The sequence below is a fragment of the Streptomyces sp. NPDC001750 genome (genome assembly GCF_042892615.1).
Classification (GTDB): Bacteria; Actinomycetota; Actinomycetes; order Streptomycetales; family Streptomycetaceae; genus Streptomyces.
The window spans coordinates 15590-32898 of the sequence record NZ_JBIAUE010000011.1 but is presented as its reverse complement, the minus strand read 5'-3'; the positions used below and the strand labels follow the sequence as shown (position 1 = coordinate 32898).

At 70.9% G+C, this 17309-nt stretch carries 15 protein-coding genes and 2 pseudogenes; 6 read left to right on the top strand and 11 right to left on the bottom strand.

What is annotated here, in order from left to right:
- Positions 1 to 176: 176 nt before the first annotated feature.
- The 4 genes and pseudogenes from ACFYY6_RS18695 to ACFYY6_RS18680 form a co-directional block, all read right to left on the bottom strand.
- A complete protein-coding gene (locus ACFYY6_RS18695) occupies positions 177 to 821 on the bottom strand; it encodes a response regulator transcription factor (RefSeq protein ID WP_351525110.1) in 645 nt (214 codons plus the stop codon).
- Positions 818 to 2899 (bottom strand): hypothetical protein, encoded by a 2082-nt coding sequence (locus tag ACFYY6_RS18690; RefSeq protein ID WP_389194195.1) that lies wholly within the window; start codon positions 2897 to 2899, stop codon positions 818 to 820. The genes ACFYY6_RS18695 and ACFYY6_RS18690 overlap by 4 nt, the downstream gene beginning before the upstream one ends.
- Positions 2827 to 3240, bottom strand: coding sequence for a hypothetical protein (locus ACFYY6_RS18685; protein WP_389194192.1), 414 nt, complete (start codon positions 3238 to 3240; stop codon positions 2827 to 2829). Before ACFYY6_RS18685 ends, ACFYY6_RS18690 begins: the two co-directional genes overlap by 73 nt.
- Before the next feature lie 277 nt (positions 3241 to 3517).
- A pseudogene (locus tag ACFYY6_RS18680) lies at positions 3518 to 4120 on the bottom strand (sensor histidine kinase); the annotation flags it as partial.
- A 77-nt stretch (positions 4121 to 4197) separates the two neighbouring features.
- Here ACFYY6_RS18680 and ACFYY6_RS18675 point away from each other — a divergent pair.
- Positions 4198 to 4461 (top strand): DUF6223 family protein, encoded by a 264-nt coding sequence (locus tag ACFYY6_RS18675; protein ID WP_388651802.1) that lies wholly within the window; start codon positions 4198 to 4200, stop codon positions 4459 to 4461.
- 199 nt (positions 4462 to 4660) lie between these two features.
- On the opposite strand, the gene ACFYY6_RS18670 is transcribed toward ACFYY6_RS18675, so the two are convergent.
- Positions 4661 to 5419, bottom strand: a complete 759-nt coding sequence (locus ACFYY6_RS18670; protein ID WP_351525107.1) for a DeoR/GlpR family DNA-binding transcription regulator — start codon at positions 5417 to 5419, stop codon at positions 4661 to 4663.
- Positions 5420 to 5468: 49 nt separating this feature from the next.
- Here ACFYY6_RS18670 and ACFYY6_RS18665 point away from each other — a divergent pair, with 49 nt between their 5' ends.
- Together ACFYY6_RS18665 and ACFYY6_RS18660 are read left to right on the top strand one after the other, a co-directional pair.
- Entirely contained in the window at positions 5469 to 5852 is a 384-nt protein-coding gene (locus tag ACFYY6_RS18665) for a DUF4406 domain-containing protein (protein ID WP_351624332.1), read from the top strand.
- Positions 5849 to 6535, top strand: coding sequence for an NUDIX domain-containing protein (locus ACFYY6_RS18660; RefSeq protein ID WP_389194188.1), 687 nt, complete (start codon positions 5849 to 5851; stop codon positions 6533 to 6535). Before ACFYY6_RS18665 ends, ACFYY6_RS18660 begins: the two co-directional genes overlap by 4 nt.
- 202 nt (positions 6536 to 6737) lie before the next feature.
- Here ACFYY6_RS18660 and ACFYY6_RS18655 read toward each other — a convergent pair whose 3' ends face one another.
- Positions 6738 to 8552 carry an enoyl-CoA hydratase-related protein gene (locus ACFYY6_RS18655; protein ID WP_386610199.1) on the bottom strand — a complete coding sequence of 605 codons (1815 nt, stop codon included), beginning with the start codon at positions 8550 to 8552 and terminating at the stop codon, positions 6738 to 6740.
- Positions 8553 to 9343: 791 nt separating this feature from the next.
- On the opposite strand from ACFYY6_RS18655, the gene ACFYY6_RS18650 reads away from it, so the two are divergent.
- Complete coding sequence (locus ACFYY6_RS18650) at positions 9344 to 9595, top strand: cytochrome P450 (protein ID WP_351525103.1); 252 nt, start codon at positions 9344 to 9346, stop codon at positions 9593 to 9595.
- Positions 9596 to 10005: 410 nt separating this feature from the next.
- On the opposite strand, the gene ACFYY6_RS18645 is transcribed toward ACFYY6_RS18650, so the two are convergent.
- The gene (locus ACFYY6_RS18645; protein WP_351525111.1) at positions 10006 to 10548 is read right to left on the bottom strand and encodes a GNAT family N-acetyltransferase; all 543 of its coding nucleotides are present in this window, start codon (positions 10546 to 10548) and stop codon (positions 10006 to 10008) included.
- A gap of 168 nt (positions 10549 to 10716) precedes the next feature.
- Positions 10717 to 11541, bottom strand: coding sequence for a dienelactone hydrolase family protein (locus ACFYY6_RS18640; protein ID WP_351525102.1), 825 nt, complete (start codon positions 11539 to 11541; stop codon positions 10717 to 10719).
- A 102-nt stretch (positions 11542 to 11643) separates the two neighbouring features.
- On the opposite strand from ACFYY6_RS18640, the gene ACFYY6_RS18635 reads away from it, so the two are divergent.
- A complete protein-coding gene (locus ACFYY6_RS18635; RefSeq protein ID WP_351525101.1) occupies positions 11644 to 12627 on the top strand; it encodes a helix-turn-helix domain-containing protein in 984 nt (327 codons plus the stop codon).
- A 771-nt stretch (positions 12628 to 13398) separates the two neighbouring features.
- On the opposite strand, the gene ACFYY6_RS18630 is transcribed toward ACFYY6_RS18635, so the two are convergent.
- The 3 genes and pseudogenes from ACFYY6_RS18630 to ACFYY6_RS18620 form a co-directional block, all read right to left on the bottom strand.
- The gene (locus tag ACFYY6_RS18630; RefSeq protein WP_351524502.1) at positions 13399 to 14883 is read right to left on the bottom strand and encodes a hypothetical protein; all 1485 of its coding nucleotides are present in this window, start codon (positions 14881 to 14883) and stop codon (positions 13399 to 13401) included.
- A 153-nt stretch (positions 14884 to 15036) separates the two neighbouring features.
- Positions 15037 to 15258: pseudogene (locus ACFYY6_RS18625) on the bottom strand (IS5/IS1182 family transposase); the annotation flags it as partial.
- 250 nt (positions 15259 to 15508) lie between these two features.
- Entirely contained in the window at positions 15509 to 16129 is a 621-nt protein-coding gene (locus tag ACFYY6_RS18620) for a hypothetical protein (RefSeq protein ID WP_351524503.1), read from the bottom strand.
- A gap of 774 nt (positions 16130 to 16903) precedes the next feature.
- On the opposite strand from ACFYY6_RS18620, the gene ACFYY6_RS18615 reads away from it, so the two are divergent.
- Entirely contained in the window at positions 16904 to 17257 is a 354-nt protein-coding gene (locus tag ACFYY6_RS18615) for a hypothetical protein (RefSeq protein WP_351524504.1), read from the top strand.
- The last annotated feature ends 52 nt before the right edge of the window (positions 17258 to 17309 follow it).

The following is a 17309-nucleotide window of genomic DNA, read 5'->3' as shown; positions in this document are numbered from 1 at the left end:
CAGGGTCCGGCCCAGGAGTCCGGGGTGTCGGCACTCTGTGTTGGTGCGGGCGCGGGCCGCCACCCGGCCCGTACGTTCCGGCGGACACCGCGGTGCGTGACGGCCGCTGTGTGATGTGCCGCGCCCGGCACGGCCGGTTCGGCACGGGCCGACCGTCGGTGCCCCCGGCCGGTGCTTCAGCGGACCCCGGGGCGTACGAGACCGGTCTCGTACGCGGCGATCGTCGCCTGGACACGGTCGCGGACGCGTAGTTTGGCGAGGACCACCGCGACGTGGTCCTTGACGGTGGCCGGGCTGATGCCGAGTTCGGCAGCGATCTCGGCGTTGGCCAGCCCGCGGGCCACGTGCCGCAGGACCTCGGTCTCGCGCGGGGTGAGCTGCCGCAGCCGGGCGGCGTCGGCAGGGAAATCACCGGTGGCATACCGCTCGATCAGCCGTCGGGTCACCACGGGGTCGAGCAGCGCGGCGCCGCGGGCGGCGACGTGCACCGCGTCGACCACCCGCTCCGGCTCGGCGTCCTTGAGCAGGAAGCCGACGGCCCCGGCCCGCAGCGCGGCGAACAGGTACTCGTCGAGGTCGAAGGTGGTCAGGACGACGACGCGCGTGCCGGGTGCGTCCGCGGTGATTCGGGCGGTGGCGGCCAGCCCGCCGACGCCCGGCATCCTGATGTCCATCAGGGCGACGTCCGGCCGCAGTTCGAGCACGCGCGCGACGGCGGACTCGCCGTCGGCCGCCTGTCCGACGACGGACAGACCGGGTTCGGCGTCGAGGATCGCCACGATTCCGGCGCGTACGACGGCCTGGTCGTCGGCGACGGTCACCCTGATCGTGATGGGAACACCTCCGGCAGCCACACGCGTACCGCGTCGTCGGTCAGGGTGAGCGTACCGCCCATGGCGTCGGCCACCGCCTGGACGTGTCGTCGCGTGCCGGGCACGGCAGGCAGCGGTCCCGACACCTCGACACCCGCGGCGCCGCGCAGCACAGTCAGCGTGACCCCCTCGGCCAGCAGCATCGCCGCGACGCGGTATGCGGCCACGCCCACGACGACGGGCTCGGCAGCGCGCGATCCCCGGTAGCTGACGGTGGCGCCGTAGCAGGTGGCCAGCGCGGAGATGCCGGCAAGCGTGGGCGGCGGCACGGCGACGCCGGCGCGGCCGTCGGCGCCGCCATACCCCTTACCGGCCTCGCCCTCGCCGCGCAGCTCCGCGAGCAGTTCCCTGAGCGTGGCGAGGCCGGCTCGTGCTTCGGCGAGGACGGTGTCGAGCCGCCCGGCGTCGGCGGCAGCCACCACGTCGCACGCGTGCCGGTGCGCGGTGCGCAGCAGGCCCGCGGCGATCACGCGGCGCTGGTTGCGTACGGCGTCGGCGGCGTCCCGTTCGAGTAGTTCCCGGCTCCGGGCTGCGGCGGCCCTGCGGCGCTCACGCCGCAGGGCCGTGTGCACCCCCAGTCCCCACAGCGCGAAGGCGGGGACAGCGAGCAGGGCGGTCAGCGCTGCCCAGGCCGCCGCCCGGCTGCCGGTGATGCCGCTGCCGCCGGCGAGTGCCAACCCGCCGATCGCGGCGACCGCGACGGGAGCGAGGGCGCCGCGGCGTACCGGCAGATACGCGCCCGCGCTGTACGCGAAGGTCAGTTCGACCCACCAGTACACGAGGAAGATGTCGCTGACCGGCGGTCGCGTCCAGCCGGCCTGGTCGCAGCCCCACCACAGCACCAGCGCCGACAGCACCGCGATCAGCCCCGCCCCGGGGGCGCGCGACCGCCGGCCCAGCGGTACGGCGTGCAGGGCGGACAGCAGGACGAAGGCGAGGCCGGACAGCTTGCCGTGGAACGGGTCGGGCACGTCCTCGGAGAGCAGGCCCACGCCGAGCGAGAGCGCGACGGCGAGCACGACCAGGGCCCAGTCGAGGGAAGTGGGCCCGCGCCAGAGCGGGTGGCGGCGTGGGCCCGCCGGCTCGACAGGACGAGGCCGGATCCGAAAGCGGAGGCCGAGCCCCCCGGCAGGGCTCACCCGTGCCCGGGCGCGCCGCCGAAACCGGCCGGTGAAGCACGCGTACGCCGCCCGGCGTGGGCTGCGAGTCCCGGCGCGGCGAGCCAGAAGCCAACGGCGCGCGGGCGCCGCACCGTTGGGGGCCCGCACACTGCTGGACGCGGGCGCCACGTCCTGTTCCGGGTCGCACGGCGGAAAGCCCGTGCCCGGCGTGGCGCCGGGAGCCGGGACCGGTCGTCGGGAGACGGGCAGCGGGCGTCCGGGCACCGCGGCGGGACGGGACCGCCGGACCCGACGGCGTGCGCTCTCTGCCGTCGTCCCGAGCCAGGCGGGAGCCACGCCTCGCGGTCCGCCGGGCATCGGCCCGGACGACGGATCTCCGGGCCAGGGGAGTTCGGCGTGGACGGCCCAGCCGCCGGACGTCGGTCCGTAGGAGAGCGTGCCGCCGGCCGCGCCGACGGTGCCGCGCAGTCCGGCCAGGCCGCGGCCGGTGCCGAGGTCCGGCTCCGCGGCGGTGCCGCCGTCGTCCGTCACGGTGACCGTGATGAGTCCGGGGCGGCTGTCGAGGGCGACGCGTACGGCCGCGCCGCGGGCGTAGCGGGCCGTGTTGGTCAGCGCCTCGCGGACCACGCGGTACGCGACCGCGCACGTCGCGGCGGGGACGGCCGGCACGGTGTCGGCGGTGCAGCAATGCAACTCGGCGCCCCACTCGGCGGCCAGCTCGGCGATGTCGGCGAGTGAGACGTGCGCGGCGCCTTCGCCCGCGCCCGCCAGGCGGTCCAGCTCCGCCACGGCCTTCCGGCCCGCGTCCGCCGCGTGCCGGAGGGCATCGGCGATCAGGTCCGGGTCGGTGAGCCGGTGGGCCGCCGCGGCGGAGACGACGATGGCGGTGAGCCGGTGCGCTGCCACGTCGTGCAGTTCGACGGCAGCCGGTCCCGCTCGGCGAGCGCGGCGAACCGCGGAATGGCCGCCGCGCGGGCGCGGTACGCGGCCAGGGCGGCGCGTTCGGCCCGGCGCCGCCGCTGGGACCTGCCCAGCACCCAGGCCACGGCCGCGGCGCCGGCCGCGACCAAGGCCGTGCCCATGACGTTCCACGGGCGCAGTCCGGCAGCGGCGCCCGTCGTGGCGGCCGCCACGACGGCGACGGCCGATCCCGCGACGGCGAGCCCGGCGGTACGCCGCAGCGCGAGGGCATGCAGAACGACGAACGCCACCACGGCGGCGACGGTGGCGGCCACGGTTGGGCTCACGGCCGCGCTCCGCGGGCGTACGAGTACGCGCTCCCGCGAGGCGGCCACGCCGCACGCCAGAACCGTCCGGGAGGGACCCGCGGCACCGGATCCCGCATGCCCCACCGCATGCCCGCAGGATAGCCAACCTGCCCTGTTCTCCCGTCATTTGAACACCGGTCGGCCACCCTCTGCCGCCCGATTCGCGACGCGTCGGCCACGTGGAACCGGCTCCTTCGGAGAAGGGCGGGCGAAGCCGGTGCCAGGGTTCGGATTCCGGTCTGCCTCCCCTGCCTCGTCACCCGCGGATACCCCTCGTCGGCGGTTGCGCCCCACCACCCGACTCGCGCTCGCGCATGCCGAGCAGCCCGAGGCCCGGTACCGGGGCGGTGTCCGGCATCGCCCCGCCGTCGTCGTCGATGCGTATCGCGAGGGCGTCCTGACGGCAGTCGATCCGGACCGACGCCGTGGCCGCGTCCGCGTGCCGGGCGACGTTGGTGAGCGACTCCTGGACGATCCGGTAGACGGTCCGGTCCACAGTGGCCGGCACGTGGTCTCGCTGCCCCTCGATCGTCAGCGTCGCGTCCAGGCCGAATGTACGGGCCCACTCCACCAGTGCTGGGACGTCGTCGAGTCCGCGGGGAGGGGCCGTGTCGTCGTCGCGCAACGCCTCCAGCGTCGCGCGCAGTTCACGGCTTGCCTCGCGCCCGGCCTCCTGGATCGCCAACAGGGAGGGCGGCACCTCCTCACCCCGCCTGCGGGCCACGTGCACGGCGACTTCCGCCTGCACCTTGATGACCGAGATCTGGTGGGTGAGCGAGTCGTGCAGTTCCCGAGCGATACGGAGCCGTTCCTCGTCGGCGCGGCGCCGCGCGGTCTCCTCCCGGGTGCGCTCGGCCTCGCGTACCGGCCCAGTCCGCCGCCGTCGATGCCTACAGCCTGACCGCCGAACGCCTCGTCGGCACCACGGCCGCGCTCGTGGCGCTGGTCGGCGTGGCCATCGGTGCGCTGGCCCTGGGCCGCTCGGCCGACCGTGTCGGCACCGGCGACAGGAGAAGCAGGGCCATCGTGGCCCTGGCCGGGTCGGCCGGCGTGGTCGTCGGCGCGCTGAACCTGGCCGTCGCCGATGGTGGTCCCGGTACCGGCAACGGAGTGGTCGGTGGCGCCTCGGCGCTGGTGCTGGGGCTGATCGGCACGGCCCTCGGTGCCCTGGCACTGGCCCGCTCCCGCCGGACCACCTGACGGCAAGAGCCACGAGGAGGCGCCCTGACCTGCCTGAAGACCGATCAGGTGCGGCCGAGCAGCGGTTGCTGTCGATGCTCATGACCCGTCGGGGCGAGCACCTGCCGGACTGGCTCTACGGCGTCCGGCACGACGACCTGCCCGCGATGGCGGGCGGGTGCGTCGGCCCGCCCGCGAGCCCGTGGCCGGCGCGTGGCTTTCAGCCGGCTGTCAGGACCTCCACGCCGCGCGCCGTGAGCTGCCTGACGACTGCGTGGCGGGGGTCGGCGTCGGTGATCAGTCCGCTGGTCTCCTCCCAGGGCAGGACACGGAACCGGGAGGCGGTACCGATCTTCTCGGACGAGGCGAGGATGTAGGTGTCCGCGGCACGTGCGGCCAGGGCGCGCTTCATTGCGGCCTCCTCGGTATCGCCGGTGGTCAGCCCCGCCTCCGGGTGGACGCCGGTGACACCGAGCAGACAGAGGTCGGCGGAGATGTTCTGGGTGGCCTCCACCGCGGTCGCGCCACAGGCGACCGCGGAGTGTTTGAAGATGCGGCCACCGAGGAGGAAGACCTCGGCCCGCGGATGGTCGAGCAGCGCGGTCGCGATGGTCGGGCTGTGGGTGATCACGGTGCAGTCCAGGTCCGGCGGAAGGGCGTGGGCTACGGCCAGGGCCGTGGTGCCGCCATCCAGGATCAGGGCACTGCCCGGCCGTACCAGCGCCGCTGCCGCTGCTGCGACCTTTCGCTTGCCGCCAGGAGTGACGGCTTGCCGGGCGGCATAGTCCGCCACGGCTGGAGAAACAGGCAGCGCACCGCCGTAGACCCGCTGGCAGAGCCCCTCGGCGGCGAGGTCGCGCAGGTCACGCCGCACGCTGTCCTCGGAGATGCCCAGGTCCGCGGCGACGGCCTTGGCGACGATCTTTCCCTCGCGGGCGAGCAGATCCAGCAGATGGTCCCGTCGTTCGGCCGCCAACATTCTTACTCCTTCCGGTTCTTGCATGTTTCTGCGTGTACTGTAGCGCGCCATGACCGACAGACCGACGCTCATCCTCATCGCCGGGCCGTACCGCTCAGGCGTCGACGGCAAACCGCGGGCCATGGCCGCGAGCGTCGCCCGTCTCGAAGCGGCGGCGGATCCGGTGTTCGCCGCCGGACACGTACCCGTGCGCGGCGAGTGGATCGCCCCGCCCGTCCTGCGCTCGGCGGGTGCGGGTCCCACCGATCCCCTCCGTGATCAGGTTCTCCACCCGGCTTCCGAGCGCCTGTCGGCCCACTGCGACGCCGCGCTCCGGCCTCCTGGCGACTCCATCGGAGCGGAACAGGACATTGCCACCGCCCGCCGTCGTGGCCTGCCCATCCATCACCACGTGAACGAGATCCCTCGCCACACCCTGAAGGAGACCGCGTGACCGGTCCGACGCCCCGCCCCGGCATCGACACCCCTGACCACCGCGGCCGCACCGGTCTCGACCGTGCAGGACGCGACCTGGACCGCAACCCCGACATCGTCATCCGCGACGTGGAGCTCACCTCCCGGGGCTGGCACGTGCTGCGCCGCACCACCTTCGACTACCGGCGCCGCGACGGGCGCTGGGAGACCCAGCAGCGCGAGACGTACGACCGAGGCAACGGCGCGGTCGTCCTGCCGTATGACGCCGATCGCGGCTGCGTGCTGCTCACCCGTCAGTTCCGCTACCCGGCCTACGTCAACGACCATCCGGACGGCATGCTCATCGAGGCGGCGGCCGGGCTGCTCGACGGCGACGCCCCGCTCGCCGCCGTCCGGCGCGAGGCCGCCGAGGAGCTCGGGGTCGCACTCGGCCCGCTCACTCACATCCTGGACGCCTACATGAGTCCCGGCTCGGTCACCGAGCGCCTGCACTTCTATGCGGCCCCCTACACGTCGGCCGACCGTACCGGAAGCGGCGGCGGGCTGGAGGAGGACGGCGAGGACATCGAGGTACTCGAACTACCCTTCTCCGAAGCCCTCTCCATGGTCCGCGACGGACGCATCGCCGACGGCAAGACCACCATGCTCCTGCAATGGGCCGCTCTGAACGGCCTCTTCGCCCCCACGGAGAGCTCCAGCTGACACCGCCGTACCCCGGCCGGCCCCGCTTCGGCAGTACGGGCCGGCCGGGTCACGCCCTCGGGCGGCGGCGAGCTCCGGCCAGTCGACGAACTGTCCGCGTTCGCAGCGGGCTCCAGCACGGCCGCGGATACGATCAAGCCGTGCGGCCGTGGCGGCGTGTGTTCGGAACTGGCGTACGAGCTCGCTCCTGAGGCTTCCGAATTCACGGTTCTTGGTGGCAAGTGCTCGGCGGGAGTGCGGCACGGTTCGCCTCCGGGGCGGCGACGCCGGTGTCCGGGCCGCGCCACTTCCCTGTGGATCCGGTGGCCGAGGACGGGGAGAGGTGCGGCGGTCGGCCCGCAGGGGGATCCTTGCGCACGAACGCACGCCGCAGAGCGTGGTACGACGATCGCGGATCGAAGAAGATCCGCCGCATCACGGTCAGCTCCTCCGCCCGGTAGGCGGCCAGAGGCTTGTGGGCTTCGTCCCTGTCCCGTTCGGCCTTCTTGGCGGCGATACGCAACCGAGTCGCGGGTGACGCGGCGAACTGGGCCGCCAGCCGGGCGACTTCGTCCGAGAACGACTGCGCATCGCAGTCGACCGTCCGGTCGACCAGGCCGAGCCGCACTGCGGCCTCGGCGCTCACCGGCAGCGCAGTTCCCGTGAGGCGCTCCGCGACAGCGGCCCCCACCCGGCGCGGCAGTGTGTACGTCCAGTACTCGGATCCGTACAGCCCCATGAGGCGGTAGTGCGGGTTCAGCACCGTCGCCTGCCTGCACCAGACCTCGTCGGCGGCGAGGGCGAGCATCACCCCGCCTGCGGCGGCGTTGCCGGCCACGGCGGAGACCACCAGCCGGTCGTTCGTGGTGAGAACTGCCTCCACGAGGTCGTTCATGGCATTGATGTTGGCCCAGGACTCCTCGCCGGGATCGGCGGCGGCCTCGATGACATTGAGGTGGATGCCGTTGGAGAAGAAGTCCCGGCCACCCCCGAGCACCAGCACCGAGGTGGGCCGTCGGCACGCCATCCGGTAGGCGTCGAGCAGGCGTCGGCACTGTGTGGTGCTCATCGCGCCGCCAGGGAAGGAGAACGCGAGGAAACCGGCCTGTCCCTCCTCGCGATAGCTGATGTCGCTCCAGCCGATTGGGTGCTCCTGATCGTGCGGCGGCGCGGGATGTCGCGGAAGCGCGGGCAGACGCCCGCCGAGTGCCGTCGTCGCGGGCAGTTTGAACGTGGCGGGACCATCCGGCCGGCGGCAGGCCCGGAGCTCGGGGATCCACACCGCGCCGTCGGCCGTCGCCCGGCAGACCGCCCCCGCCCGTACGGCCACCAACTCGCCCGGATTCCCGCGTAGTTCGGGCTCCGGATGTCCCCCGTGCAGAAACCACTCGCCCCCCAGCAACTCGTCACGTACGCCGGGGGAGGAGTCGGCGGCACGCAGCTTGCGAAGAACCGTTTCCGTGGAGTCGGATGCCCAGTCGATGCGCCGATGCTCCTGACGCAGGTACGGGCGCGTACGGATGAGCAACTCCGCGCCTGCGCCGCTCTGCGGACAAGGAACGTACGCACCGGAGGAGAAGCGTTCGACGGCGAGGTGCACGGCCCGCGACGCGGCGTCCGAGACTTCGTTGCGGTACAGATCGCTCTTGCCCACCGGGGGCACCGGAAAGGTGGCCGACGCCCAGATGGCCCCGGCGTCCATCTCCTCTTCGGCCTGCAGGACGGTCACCCCCCAGGTGTCCGCGCCCTCTTGAATGGCCCAGTCGAGAGACGAGGGCCCGCGGTCGCCCGGTGGGCCGGGATGGACGACGAGGCAGGTGCGCGCCGCCCACACGTCCTGCGGGATGGCGGTCTTCAGCATGGGGGCCACAACGAGGTCCGGCGCGAAATCCCGCACGGCCTGCCGCAACGACGCGTCACGCACCGAATCGTCCGGCAACGCGATTTCCACCGCTACGGTATGGCCGCGGTCCCTCAACTCGGCATGAATACGCTGAGTGAGGCTGTTGAACACGCTCGCCACGAGCAGGATGCGCACAACGATCTCCCAACGCCCGGCCCGTCCCGGTCTGGACGGGTCCGGACGGTTGCGATGCTGGGGCACGGTCGACGGGGCACGGGCAGCAACCGGCGAGCGAGTCACCCGAAAGCGAACGCAGTGGCGGCCACTCAGGGGAACCCGGGCACCGGACGGCTCCAGCTCGCCCACCGACCTCACCGGATCCGCTCGCCCATGAGTGCTTCGACCGGCGCATGATGCGCAACCGCGCCCGCGGAGCAGGACCCGGCTCCGGATCCGAGGCCGGCCGACGGAGCCGATGGGCTTTCGGCTCGGTAGGAGGCGGGGCGCGGAGCGGCCGTTCCCGATCCGCGCAGTGGGTCCTCAAGGCCGGCGAGGAGCGCCGACCGCCCCCGGCCCGGGGGCATGGAGCGGTCCGGCAGCGCCGCGGCACGGCGGGGGAGTGAACGTCGGCGTCAGCGGACACCGGCTGCTCCGGCTGCTCCCCCCGTGCCGCTGCCCGGTCACCCATCGGCCGAGGCCATGGCACTGACGGCGGCGCGCTTACGGCAATTACGTTCGTTCGGAGGGATTGGCGCCCTGAGGGATGCGGAGGACAGTCTCTGCACATGATGCCGTCACTGAACGATCACGGCGTTGGAGGCTCCGAAGTGGCTGTGCGGGACCACGGCACCACCGGGACCGGCGGAGAACCGCTGGACCTGGCCGATCAACTGTCGGCAGCACCTCCGTGCGCACCGGGGAAGCCATCCTCCCGATCGTTTCCGCGGCCAACCGCGACCCGGCCGTCTTCACCGACCCCGATCGTCTTGACTTCGGCCGCCCGCCGCAGCAGGGAATCTCATCTCGGATTCGGGCACGGCGCCCACCGCTGTCTGGGCGCGCACCTCGCCCAGGAGGAGACCGCCGTGGCTCTGACCGCGTTGCTCAACCGTGTCCCCGATCTGCAGCTCGCCACCGACCCGAAGCACCTGGAACGCGGAACAAACTCTGCCGACTGGTACCTGAAAGCCCTCCCCGTACGCCTGCAAGCCCGGTCCCAGGGCGTGTATCGAGAGTAGATCTCGGTCGTGGGACGATCTCGGTTCGTGGCACGTGGGGACCTGACGGACGGGCAATGGACGGTGCTGGAGCCGTTGTTGCCGAGGGGCAAGAAGCCCGGCCGCCCGCTGACGTGGGCCCGGCGACAGTTGATCGACGGATACCGTTCCGGTCCGCACCGGTGTCCCGTGGCTGCGCCCACCTGCGGCGTCGCGGTATCGGCTGCACCACTCCGGACAAGGCCGACCAGGTCCGCAACCGCAAGATGCGCGGGTCAGCGGTGGCCGGCCACCGAAGTTCGACCCAGAGGACCACAAGGCCCGGCACGCGGCCGAGTGCGGCATCAATCGCCTCAAGAGCCATCGAGCCGTGGCCACCAGGTACGACGAACTCGCGGTCCGCTACGAGGCCACCGTCCTCGTAGTCGCCATCAACGAGTGGTTGTGACGTACTGGTCCGACGACAACTCGAACACCCGTACTCGCCGACCGCAGGTGGGATTGACGGTCTCACGGACCGGACGCATCCCCAGTTTGGTCATGATCCGTTCGGAGGCGTCGTTGCCCACTTGAGTGATGCTGACGATCCGCTCCAGCCCTCGTTCTTCGAACCCGAACCGTACAGCGGCCGCGGCTGCCTCGGTGGCCAAGCCCTGCCCCCAGTGGGGACGTCCCAGCCGCCAGCCGACCTCAACCGCCGGCAGTACCTCCGGCAAGAAGTCGGGTACCGAAAGGCCGGTGAACCCGGCCAGCTCGCCCGTGGACCGGATCTCCACGGCGAACAGGCCGAAGCCCTGTGCCTCCCACTCGCTCTCCCATGCCCGGACTCCGTCACGGGTCTGCTGTTCGTCACGGACGCTGCCGTCACGGATCCACCGCATGACCTCGGGGTCGGCATTGACGGCAGCCATGGGCGCAATGTCTTCCTCGCGCCAGCGACGCAGGATCAAACGGGGAGTCTCGAGCGTGACCATCCAATCATTCTGGATCACACATGGGCTCTCCGTCATCCTCACCAGGCACTTTCGATACACGCCCTCGTGCTCTGACCGAGAGGGATCACCAGGTCGGTGGTGGCGCGGCCCGACCCGGTCGGATGTGGGAGTTGGCGGCGCCCCGCCGGGCGCCGGAGCGCCAGGGACTCATTCCTGCCGTGTTCCGAGCCGCTCGGTCAGGAAGGCGATGATTTCGTTTCGGGCCTGCATGGTGGGGTGACCGTCCCGATCAACGAGGTGCGCCGTGACGACACTGTGGGCGCAACCGACGACATCGCGGAAGAAGGGTGGCGGATTCGTGTTCGCCGTCCCGGCCTCGAGTACGCGGCCGTCGAATGCATCCCCGAGGAGTGCTCGGTAGGCCGCGAACCGCTGGCCAGTGCACCACCTGTCGTTGTCGAAGCGGTAGGCGAGAACCTTCAATCCGTCTCGCGCTACGCGTTCAGCCACGGCGGCGGCGTCTTCGTCACTGATCTCCAGGCCGCCGGCATCGTCGAGCGGAAGCGACGGATGGTTCACCACCGGTGCGATGACAGCGGGTTCGAGTGCCATGGTCAAGGCGAAGTTGCCGGTAAAACACAGACCGACGGCGCCGACGCCGGGCCCGCCGCGCTCGGCGTGCGCCAGGCGAGCGAGGCCGCGCAGCCACGTGACGACGGGGCTGGTACCCCCGCCGGCAAACGCTCGGAACTCGGCGCTGACACATGCGCGTCGAACGACGGTCTCCTGTGCCTCGGCGAGCGGATAGGCACCGTCGACGCCGAAGAGAGAGGGCAGGTACACGGAGAAACCGGCATCACGCACCCAACGCGCGAACCGGGCGACGTCGGGGCTGATACCCGGCATCTCGGGCATGAGGACGACCGCCGGTCCTGACCCGGCAACGTACACGGTCTTGTCGATGTCATCGACGCTGACGACTCTTCGCGAGAAGTCGTCCAAGGGGTCGTTCTGCCCTCGCATGATTGTCATGACCGAGATGATCGCGAGTGGCCGCCCTCTCTGAGAAGCGGCGGCATCGCCACGTATCCCGGTAATATCGCCACCCGTTCCCAAGGTGCTGGAGGCGGCAGCATGAGCCCGCTGCGAGTCGGAGTGCTGGCCTATCCCGGCTGCTTCGCGTCGGAGGTGTTCGGAGTTCCCGACCTCCTGACGATGGCCACTCACGTCGCCGCGGCGCACGGGTCGGTTCAGGCGGGCTACGAGACGTCGGTCGTCTCACCCCGGCGGCGGGTGACCGCGTCCGGTGGCGCGGTCATCGACGTCTCGGCGGTCCGCCCGGTGGACGTCCTGATCGTGCCGGGTTTCGAGCTTTCGCCCATGCTCGATCTCGACGCCACACTCGCGAACCTGGGACCGGAAGTAGCATCGATTCGCTCGCAGGCGGCCTCCGGGACCGCTGTCGTATCGATCTGCGTGGGCGCCTTCCTGCTCGCTGAAGCCGGGCTGCTCGGAGGGCGAGAAGCGACCACGTCCTGGTTGTTCGCGGACCGGTTCGCCCGCCGGTACGTCGACGTACGCCTCCGCCCGGAGAAGTTGGTCGTGACCGACCGGGGGGTGACGACCACAGCGGCCTTCAGCGCCATGTACGACTTCGCGCTGCAGTTCGTCCGCGAGCACGACGGCCCCCGCGTCGCCCGCAGTACCGCGCGCATCGCGCTCGTCGATGACGCACGTTCCACGCAGGCTCCCTATGTCGACACGCGGCTCGTACCCACTGCGGGCGGGGAGTTCTCACTCGGCGTCAAGCGGTGGCTCGACCAGAACCTCAGTGCTCGCTATGACCTGTCCGCCCTCGCCCAGGAGTTCCACGTGAGCACGAGAACCATGCTCCGTCGCTTCGGCGACGAAGCCGGCGAGACGCCACTCGCGTATCTGCAGACGGTCCGGGTGCGTCGAGCCAGACACCTGCTGGAGACGACCGACAAGACCGTCGCAAGCATTGCCGCCGATGTCGGGTACCTCGACCCCGGGGCGTTCGGCGGCATCTTCGCCAGGCACACGGGTCGGCGGCCGGGGGAGTATCGCGCGATGTTCCGTCGTCGCCGCGACGGGTAGAGCACGCCGTCCCAGGCGTCGCGGGCCAGACGGGACCTTCGGAACACGCCCTAGGCTTGTCTAGTGCCGTGACCGGCAACGTTTGCCCCGTCGCACCGTCCGGCACGCACTCCCCAAGGCCTTAAGGGCCAGGGGGACCCCCTTCGGCGTTGGCCGAGAGCCCACGTAGCCCTTCCCCGAGCTCTCGACTTCGTTCGAGCAGGGGAGACCCCGTCCGAGGGCTTTCGGCCGCCTTGCGATCAATGGGGTCTCCCCTGCTCGAACAAGGCTGAGAGCTTGGGGAAGCACCGGACGACGCTCCTTCCGGGCAGACCTTGCCGGTCACGGCACTAGTGCCGCGGCAGGCAACGTTTGCCCGTCAAGGAGCGCGTCCGGTACGTGCTCTCGGTGTGCCGGCCGGAAGCCCTCGTACTGGATGTACTTGGGATTTCGGCCGGTGCGGCGAGAGGGCGTGCCGGGCGTCGCGACGGGGCGAACGTTGCCTGATGCGGCACTAGCTGGAGACGGGCCGCTCTTGCCGCGCTCGCCGATGCCCTCCGTGCCCACGGGGGCAGGCGCGTACGCATGAGTCCTGCCCTTCGGACAGGTCGGCGCCGGGCTCACCCCGCGGTCCGCGCGAGCCGTAGTGGCCGTACTCACCTCCCGGTCGATCACCGTGCCATGCCGTCGGCGGCGGGACCTCGGGCCCGGCTTCAAGGGTGTGGCGCGCCCGTAGAAGTCCTCCAGGTTCGGTTCGACGCCATGACGTCGTTTCCCCCTCGTAGTCGTGCGTCAGTTGTTGTGCAGGATCTCCAGGCGCTGTCGTGCCACGGACAGGTGTCGGTGGTCGAGCGTCGGCAGGGTGCGCAGCAGGCTGATCAGCTCGGGGCCGCACTCGCGGGCCTGCCGCGGGTCTCTGATCTGCGTCCAGCAGTAGTGGGCGCTCTTCACTGCGGCGATGACCTGCGGGGCGTCGGGCGACTGGTGGGCGAGGCGGGTCCGGCAGGCAGCGATCCACAAGTGGGTGGCCAGTATCCAATTGCCCTGCATCTTCGCGAGGTCCGCGCGGATCTCGGTCCACTGGATGGCCTGAGGAGAGGTGACACCGTAGGTGATCAGGGCATGCTGCTCCCACACTTGGGCCAGTTGCATCGCCTCGGGATACCGGTGCTGCTCGGCCAGTGCGTGGATGTACGGACGCGGGTCGGTCTCGGGCGGCGCAACCGGCTGCTGGGCCGCCGGAACGTGCCGCGTTGCGGGAGTCGAGGCCGCCACGGGGGCCGGGTGCGGAGCCCGTACCGGGGCAGCGGGTTCCGCACGCTGCCACTGGTGGTCGATGTCGTCGTGACCGGGCCGGGGCGCCGGCGGCGTGGGCGCGGCCGGCTGGGACTGCTGAGGTACGGGCGACTGTGGCACGGGGCGCGGGCTGAGCGCAGCAGGCTGCGGTGGCGAGCTTGGGAACAGGAGTGGGGGGCCGGGCGCGGGCGGGGCCGGGTGCCGGTCGAGGCCGGGCATCGCCTCGCCCGGCTCCTCCTGCTGCTGGTCGTCTGCGAGTAGCAGCAGGTTCGTCCTTGAATGCTGGGGTTCGGTCTGCGGGGGGCTGATCCCCGGGATGTGCGGGAGGACCAGGGCGCCGGGTGGGAGCGCCACGGAGCCGACGGTCTGCGCGTGCAGTCGGGCGTTCGTGGGCCGGTCGGGGGTGAGGCGCAGTTGCTCGACGAACCCTCGTGTGTAGATGCTCACGCCGTTGCTGCCGGCGTAGCCGGGAGGGGTGATGGCCCCGTAGACCTCGGCGGCCGGGGGAGTGGCGAGCGCCCCGGGCTCCTGTAGGTGGGGCCATGCGTGCTTGTCCGCGGCGAGGTCGACCAGGACGGTCGTCAGTCCTGCGGGGCGGTGGCGCAGCTCGGTCCCCAGCCATTCCCAGGGCAGTGCGGTGTAGCGGATGGTGGATGCCGTGGTGTGCGTCAGTGCGAGGTAGAGCTGGTGGTCGCGGCGGGCGAGGGTGAGGCGGCCGGAGAGGTAGACGAGCAGCGGGCCCGGCGTGGCGGCGGCGCTGCGCAGTTTCATCAGCAGGGCCTGCTGGTCCTTGACGCCGTCGAGGTACGTGGTGTCTGCGGGCACGTTGCTGGCGAGCAGCACGGGCACGGGCACCATCGACAGGGCTGCGAGGTTGGCGCTGGGCTCGACCTGCACGGCGCGCCGTCGTATGGCGGTGTCACCCGCGATGAGGAGGACGTGTCCGCGCTGTTCCTGACCCGCCCCGGTGGTGGTTTGCATGTACTGCACCGTACTCATCAACAACGGTGATTCCGGCGGGGTTTCCCATGGCAACAAGCAGAACCTGATGGAAGGGGCGGCGGCCGTCGGCGCGTTCCGGTAGCCGTCTTCCAGTCGCGCAAGCTGCGCATCGGCGCTGACGGGCCAAGAGGCTGTGGAGGCCGAGCAGGTGGTGCCGGTGATCGTCTGGTGGGAGGAGCCGAAGCGCAGGAGGTGCAGCATCTTGTCGAAGACGATCCGGTCGCTGATTCGTCGGCGGTGGCAGCGCAGCGGATGGTCCGGGTGGTACTCCGGCCGTTCGGGCAGCAGGGCCGTGAGTTGGCCCTGGAGAGGTTCGGGCGGCCATGATGGCGGCGCAGACGCACGTCTCCCCAGCGATCACGGAGCGTCGCAACTCCATGATCGTCGGCATCCGTGGCTGTCCTGCTGCCCGGCCCCACGACCGAGCCACGGCCTTGACCACCGGCGTCTCTGCGCGGGATCCGCACCTGACGAGCATGAAGTGCTGGGTGTAGATCGCTGTGACGTGAAGACGGGCAGGCGTGGTTCGTGCGGATCAGCGGGCGCTGCATTCGATGAGCAGTGCGTCGGTGAGGACGAGCCGGGGTCGGAGGGCGCTGAGCGGTCAGTCGTGGAGAGTGACGTGGGGCAGCGGACGGCCAGTGGCGTCGAACAACGCGGCTCCACAATCGCAGCGCTCGTCGGCCAGGGTCTGGTCCGCCGACAATTCCCAGACCAGCATCTGCGAGCAGTTCGGGCAGTCCAGGCTGACCAGGGTCTCTTCGGGTTCCGAGCCCCAGGCCCGCACCGGGAGGCCCTGGTGCATCAACCCGGTCGGCTCACGCTCATCGGTGAACGCGACCAGTACCTCGTAGGTGTCGGTGCCGTCCTCCCACACCATGAGCGTGCAGCGGAGATCTGCCAGCACACCGGACAGGTGATCGAGCTGACGGACCGGCAAATCACCGCGGCGCAGAGTCGGGTCGGTCTCGGCCGCTTGGTAGACGACATCGGTGTCGACGTCTGTCGGCTCCGCCCCGAAGGCCCGTACTCGACCAGCCACGAACGCAGCCAGCTGGCCCGGGTAGTCCTCACCGGTCCAGTCCATCGTGAACATCACGCTGTCGACTTGAACCCCCCGGGTCCGTTCGTCGGGGCTCAGGACCAACTCTTCCAGTTCTGTCACGACGATCACGCTATCAACTGCCAGGCGGTGGACGGTGCCGTTGTCGTGCACGACCAACACCAGCCTCTATATCTATCTGCGCGACCGCTGAGCCGCGGGGTCGGGCGTCCCGGGTGGCGGCCGGGACGGCCACCTGGGACGCGCGCTTCACGCTCAGGCCGGCGGTCGCCGGACATCGGCGTTCACAGTCGCATCCCCTGAATGCCGAATCACCCCGATCGAATTTTCCGACGGTCGCCTTCCAGAGCGTGTTGTATCGGTGAGCTGGGGAACCGCAGGCACTGGCCTTGCCGGCCGACCTCTCTGGACCGCGTCGTATCCACCGTCTCCCGGCCGTATAGGGGAAGGATGCGCCTGCAACACGAATACCGTGTGAGGAAAAAGACACGGCGTCAGCGTGGGCAGCCATTCCAGGGAATGGGAAGGAATCTCGCCACTTCGTGAAAAGCGGGGGAGTAAAGGAAGCGGATTCGGTACCGAGAACGTGTAGTCGAACCCCGCAACCGCCCGCCGTGTGCCTTCGCTCCGCATTCGCTGACCGAGCGATGCCGCACACCGCCATCCACGCGTGGGTGGAGGGCGTCGGCCAAGCCCTCGGCCTGGTCACTGTCGGAGCCGATGCTCGCCACCCCACATCGGACCCTTTCGCCCCGGGTATCCACGGACGGCTCCCCGGGGGAACCCTCATTCCGCGCCGCGGGGCCAGGCTGTCGGCTCCGAGTCGCCCTCTCACCCGAATCGCCCCGTAATACGGACCCGTGTCCGTGGAATACCTGGAGGTGTTCACATGTGGAGGGTCCGCGAGACGGACCCGCCGACCAGGAAGGACACGAAATGGCCGACAACAAGAGCAACGACGAAGGCGGCACGATCATCCGCGGCGAGGACGGGTCGCTCTATTTCCTGCGCGACGAGATGCTGGATGCCTGCAAGGTGACCGAGCCCGATATGGCGCAGTTCTGTACGAATCTGCTCGACGCGGTGCAGGTGGCCGGCGGCGAGGAGATCACGGGCAACGGTTTCCGGATGGGCACGGGCAAGGCGGCCCAGGCGCAGTCGTTCGTGGGCCCCTTCCAGCGGGCCGACCTGGCCGAGGACGTGAACTGGAAGGCATCGGGGACGGTCATGTGCCCGGGAACGATGGGCCTGGCCAAGTTCAGGGTCAATCCGAGCACGGTCTCGCGCTGACCGGGCCACCGCTCCCACCGTCCTGCCCCCTGTCGTTCGGCCCCTGGAGACC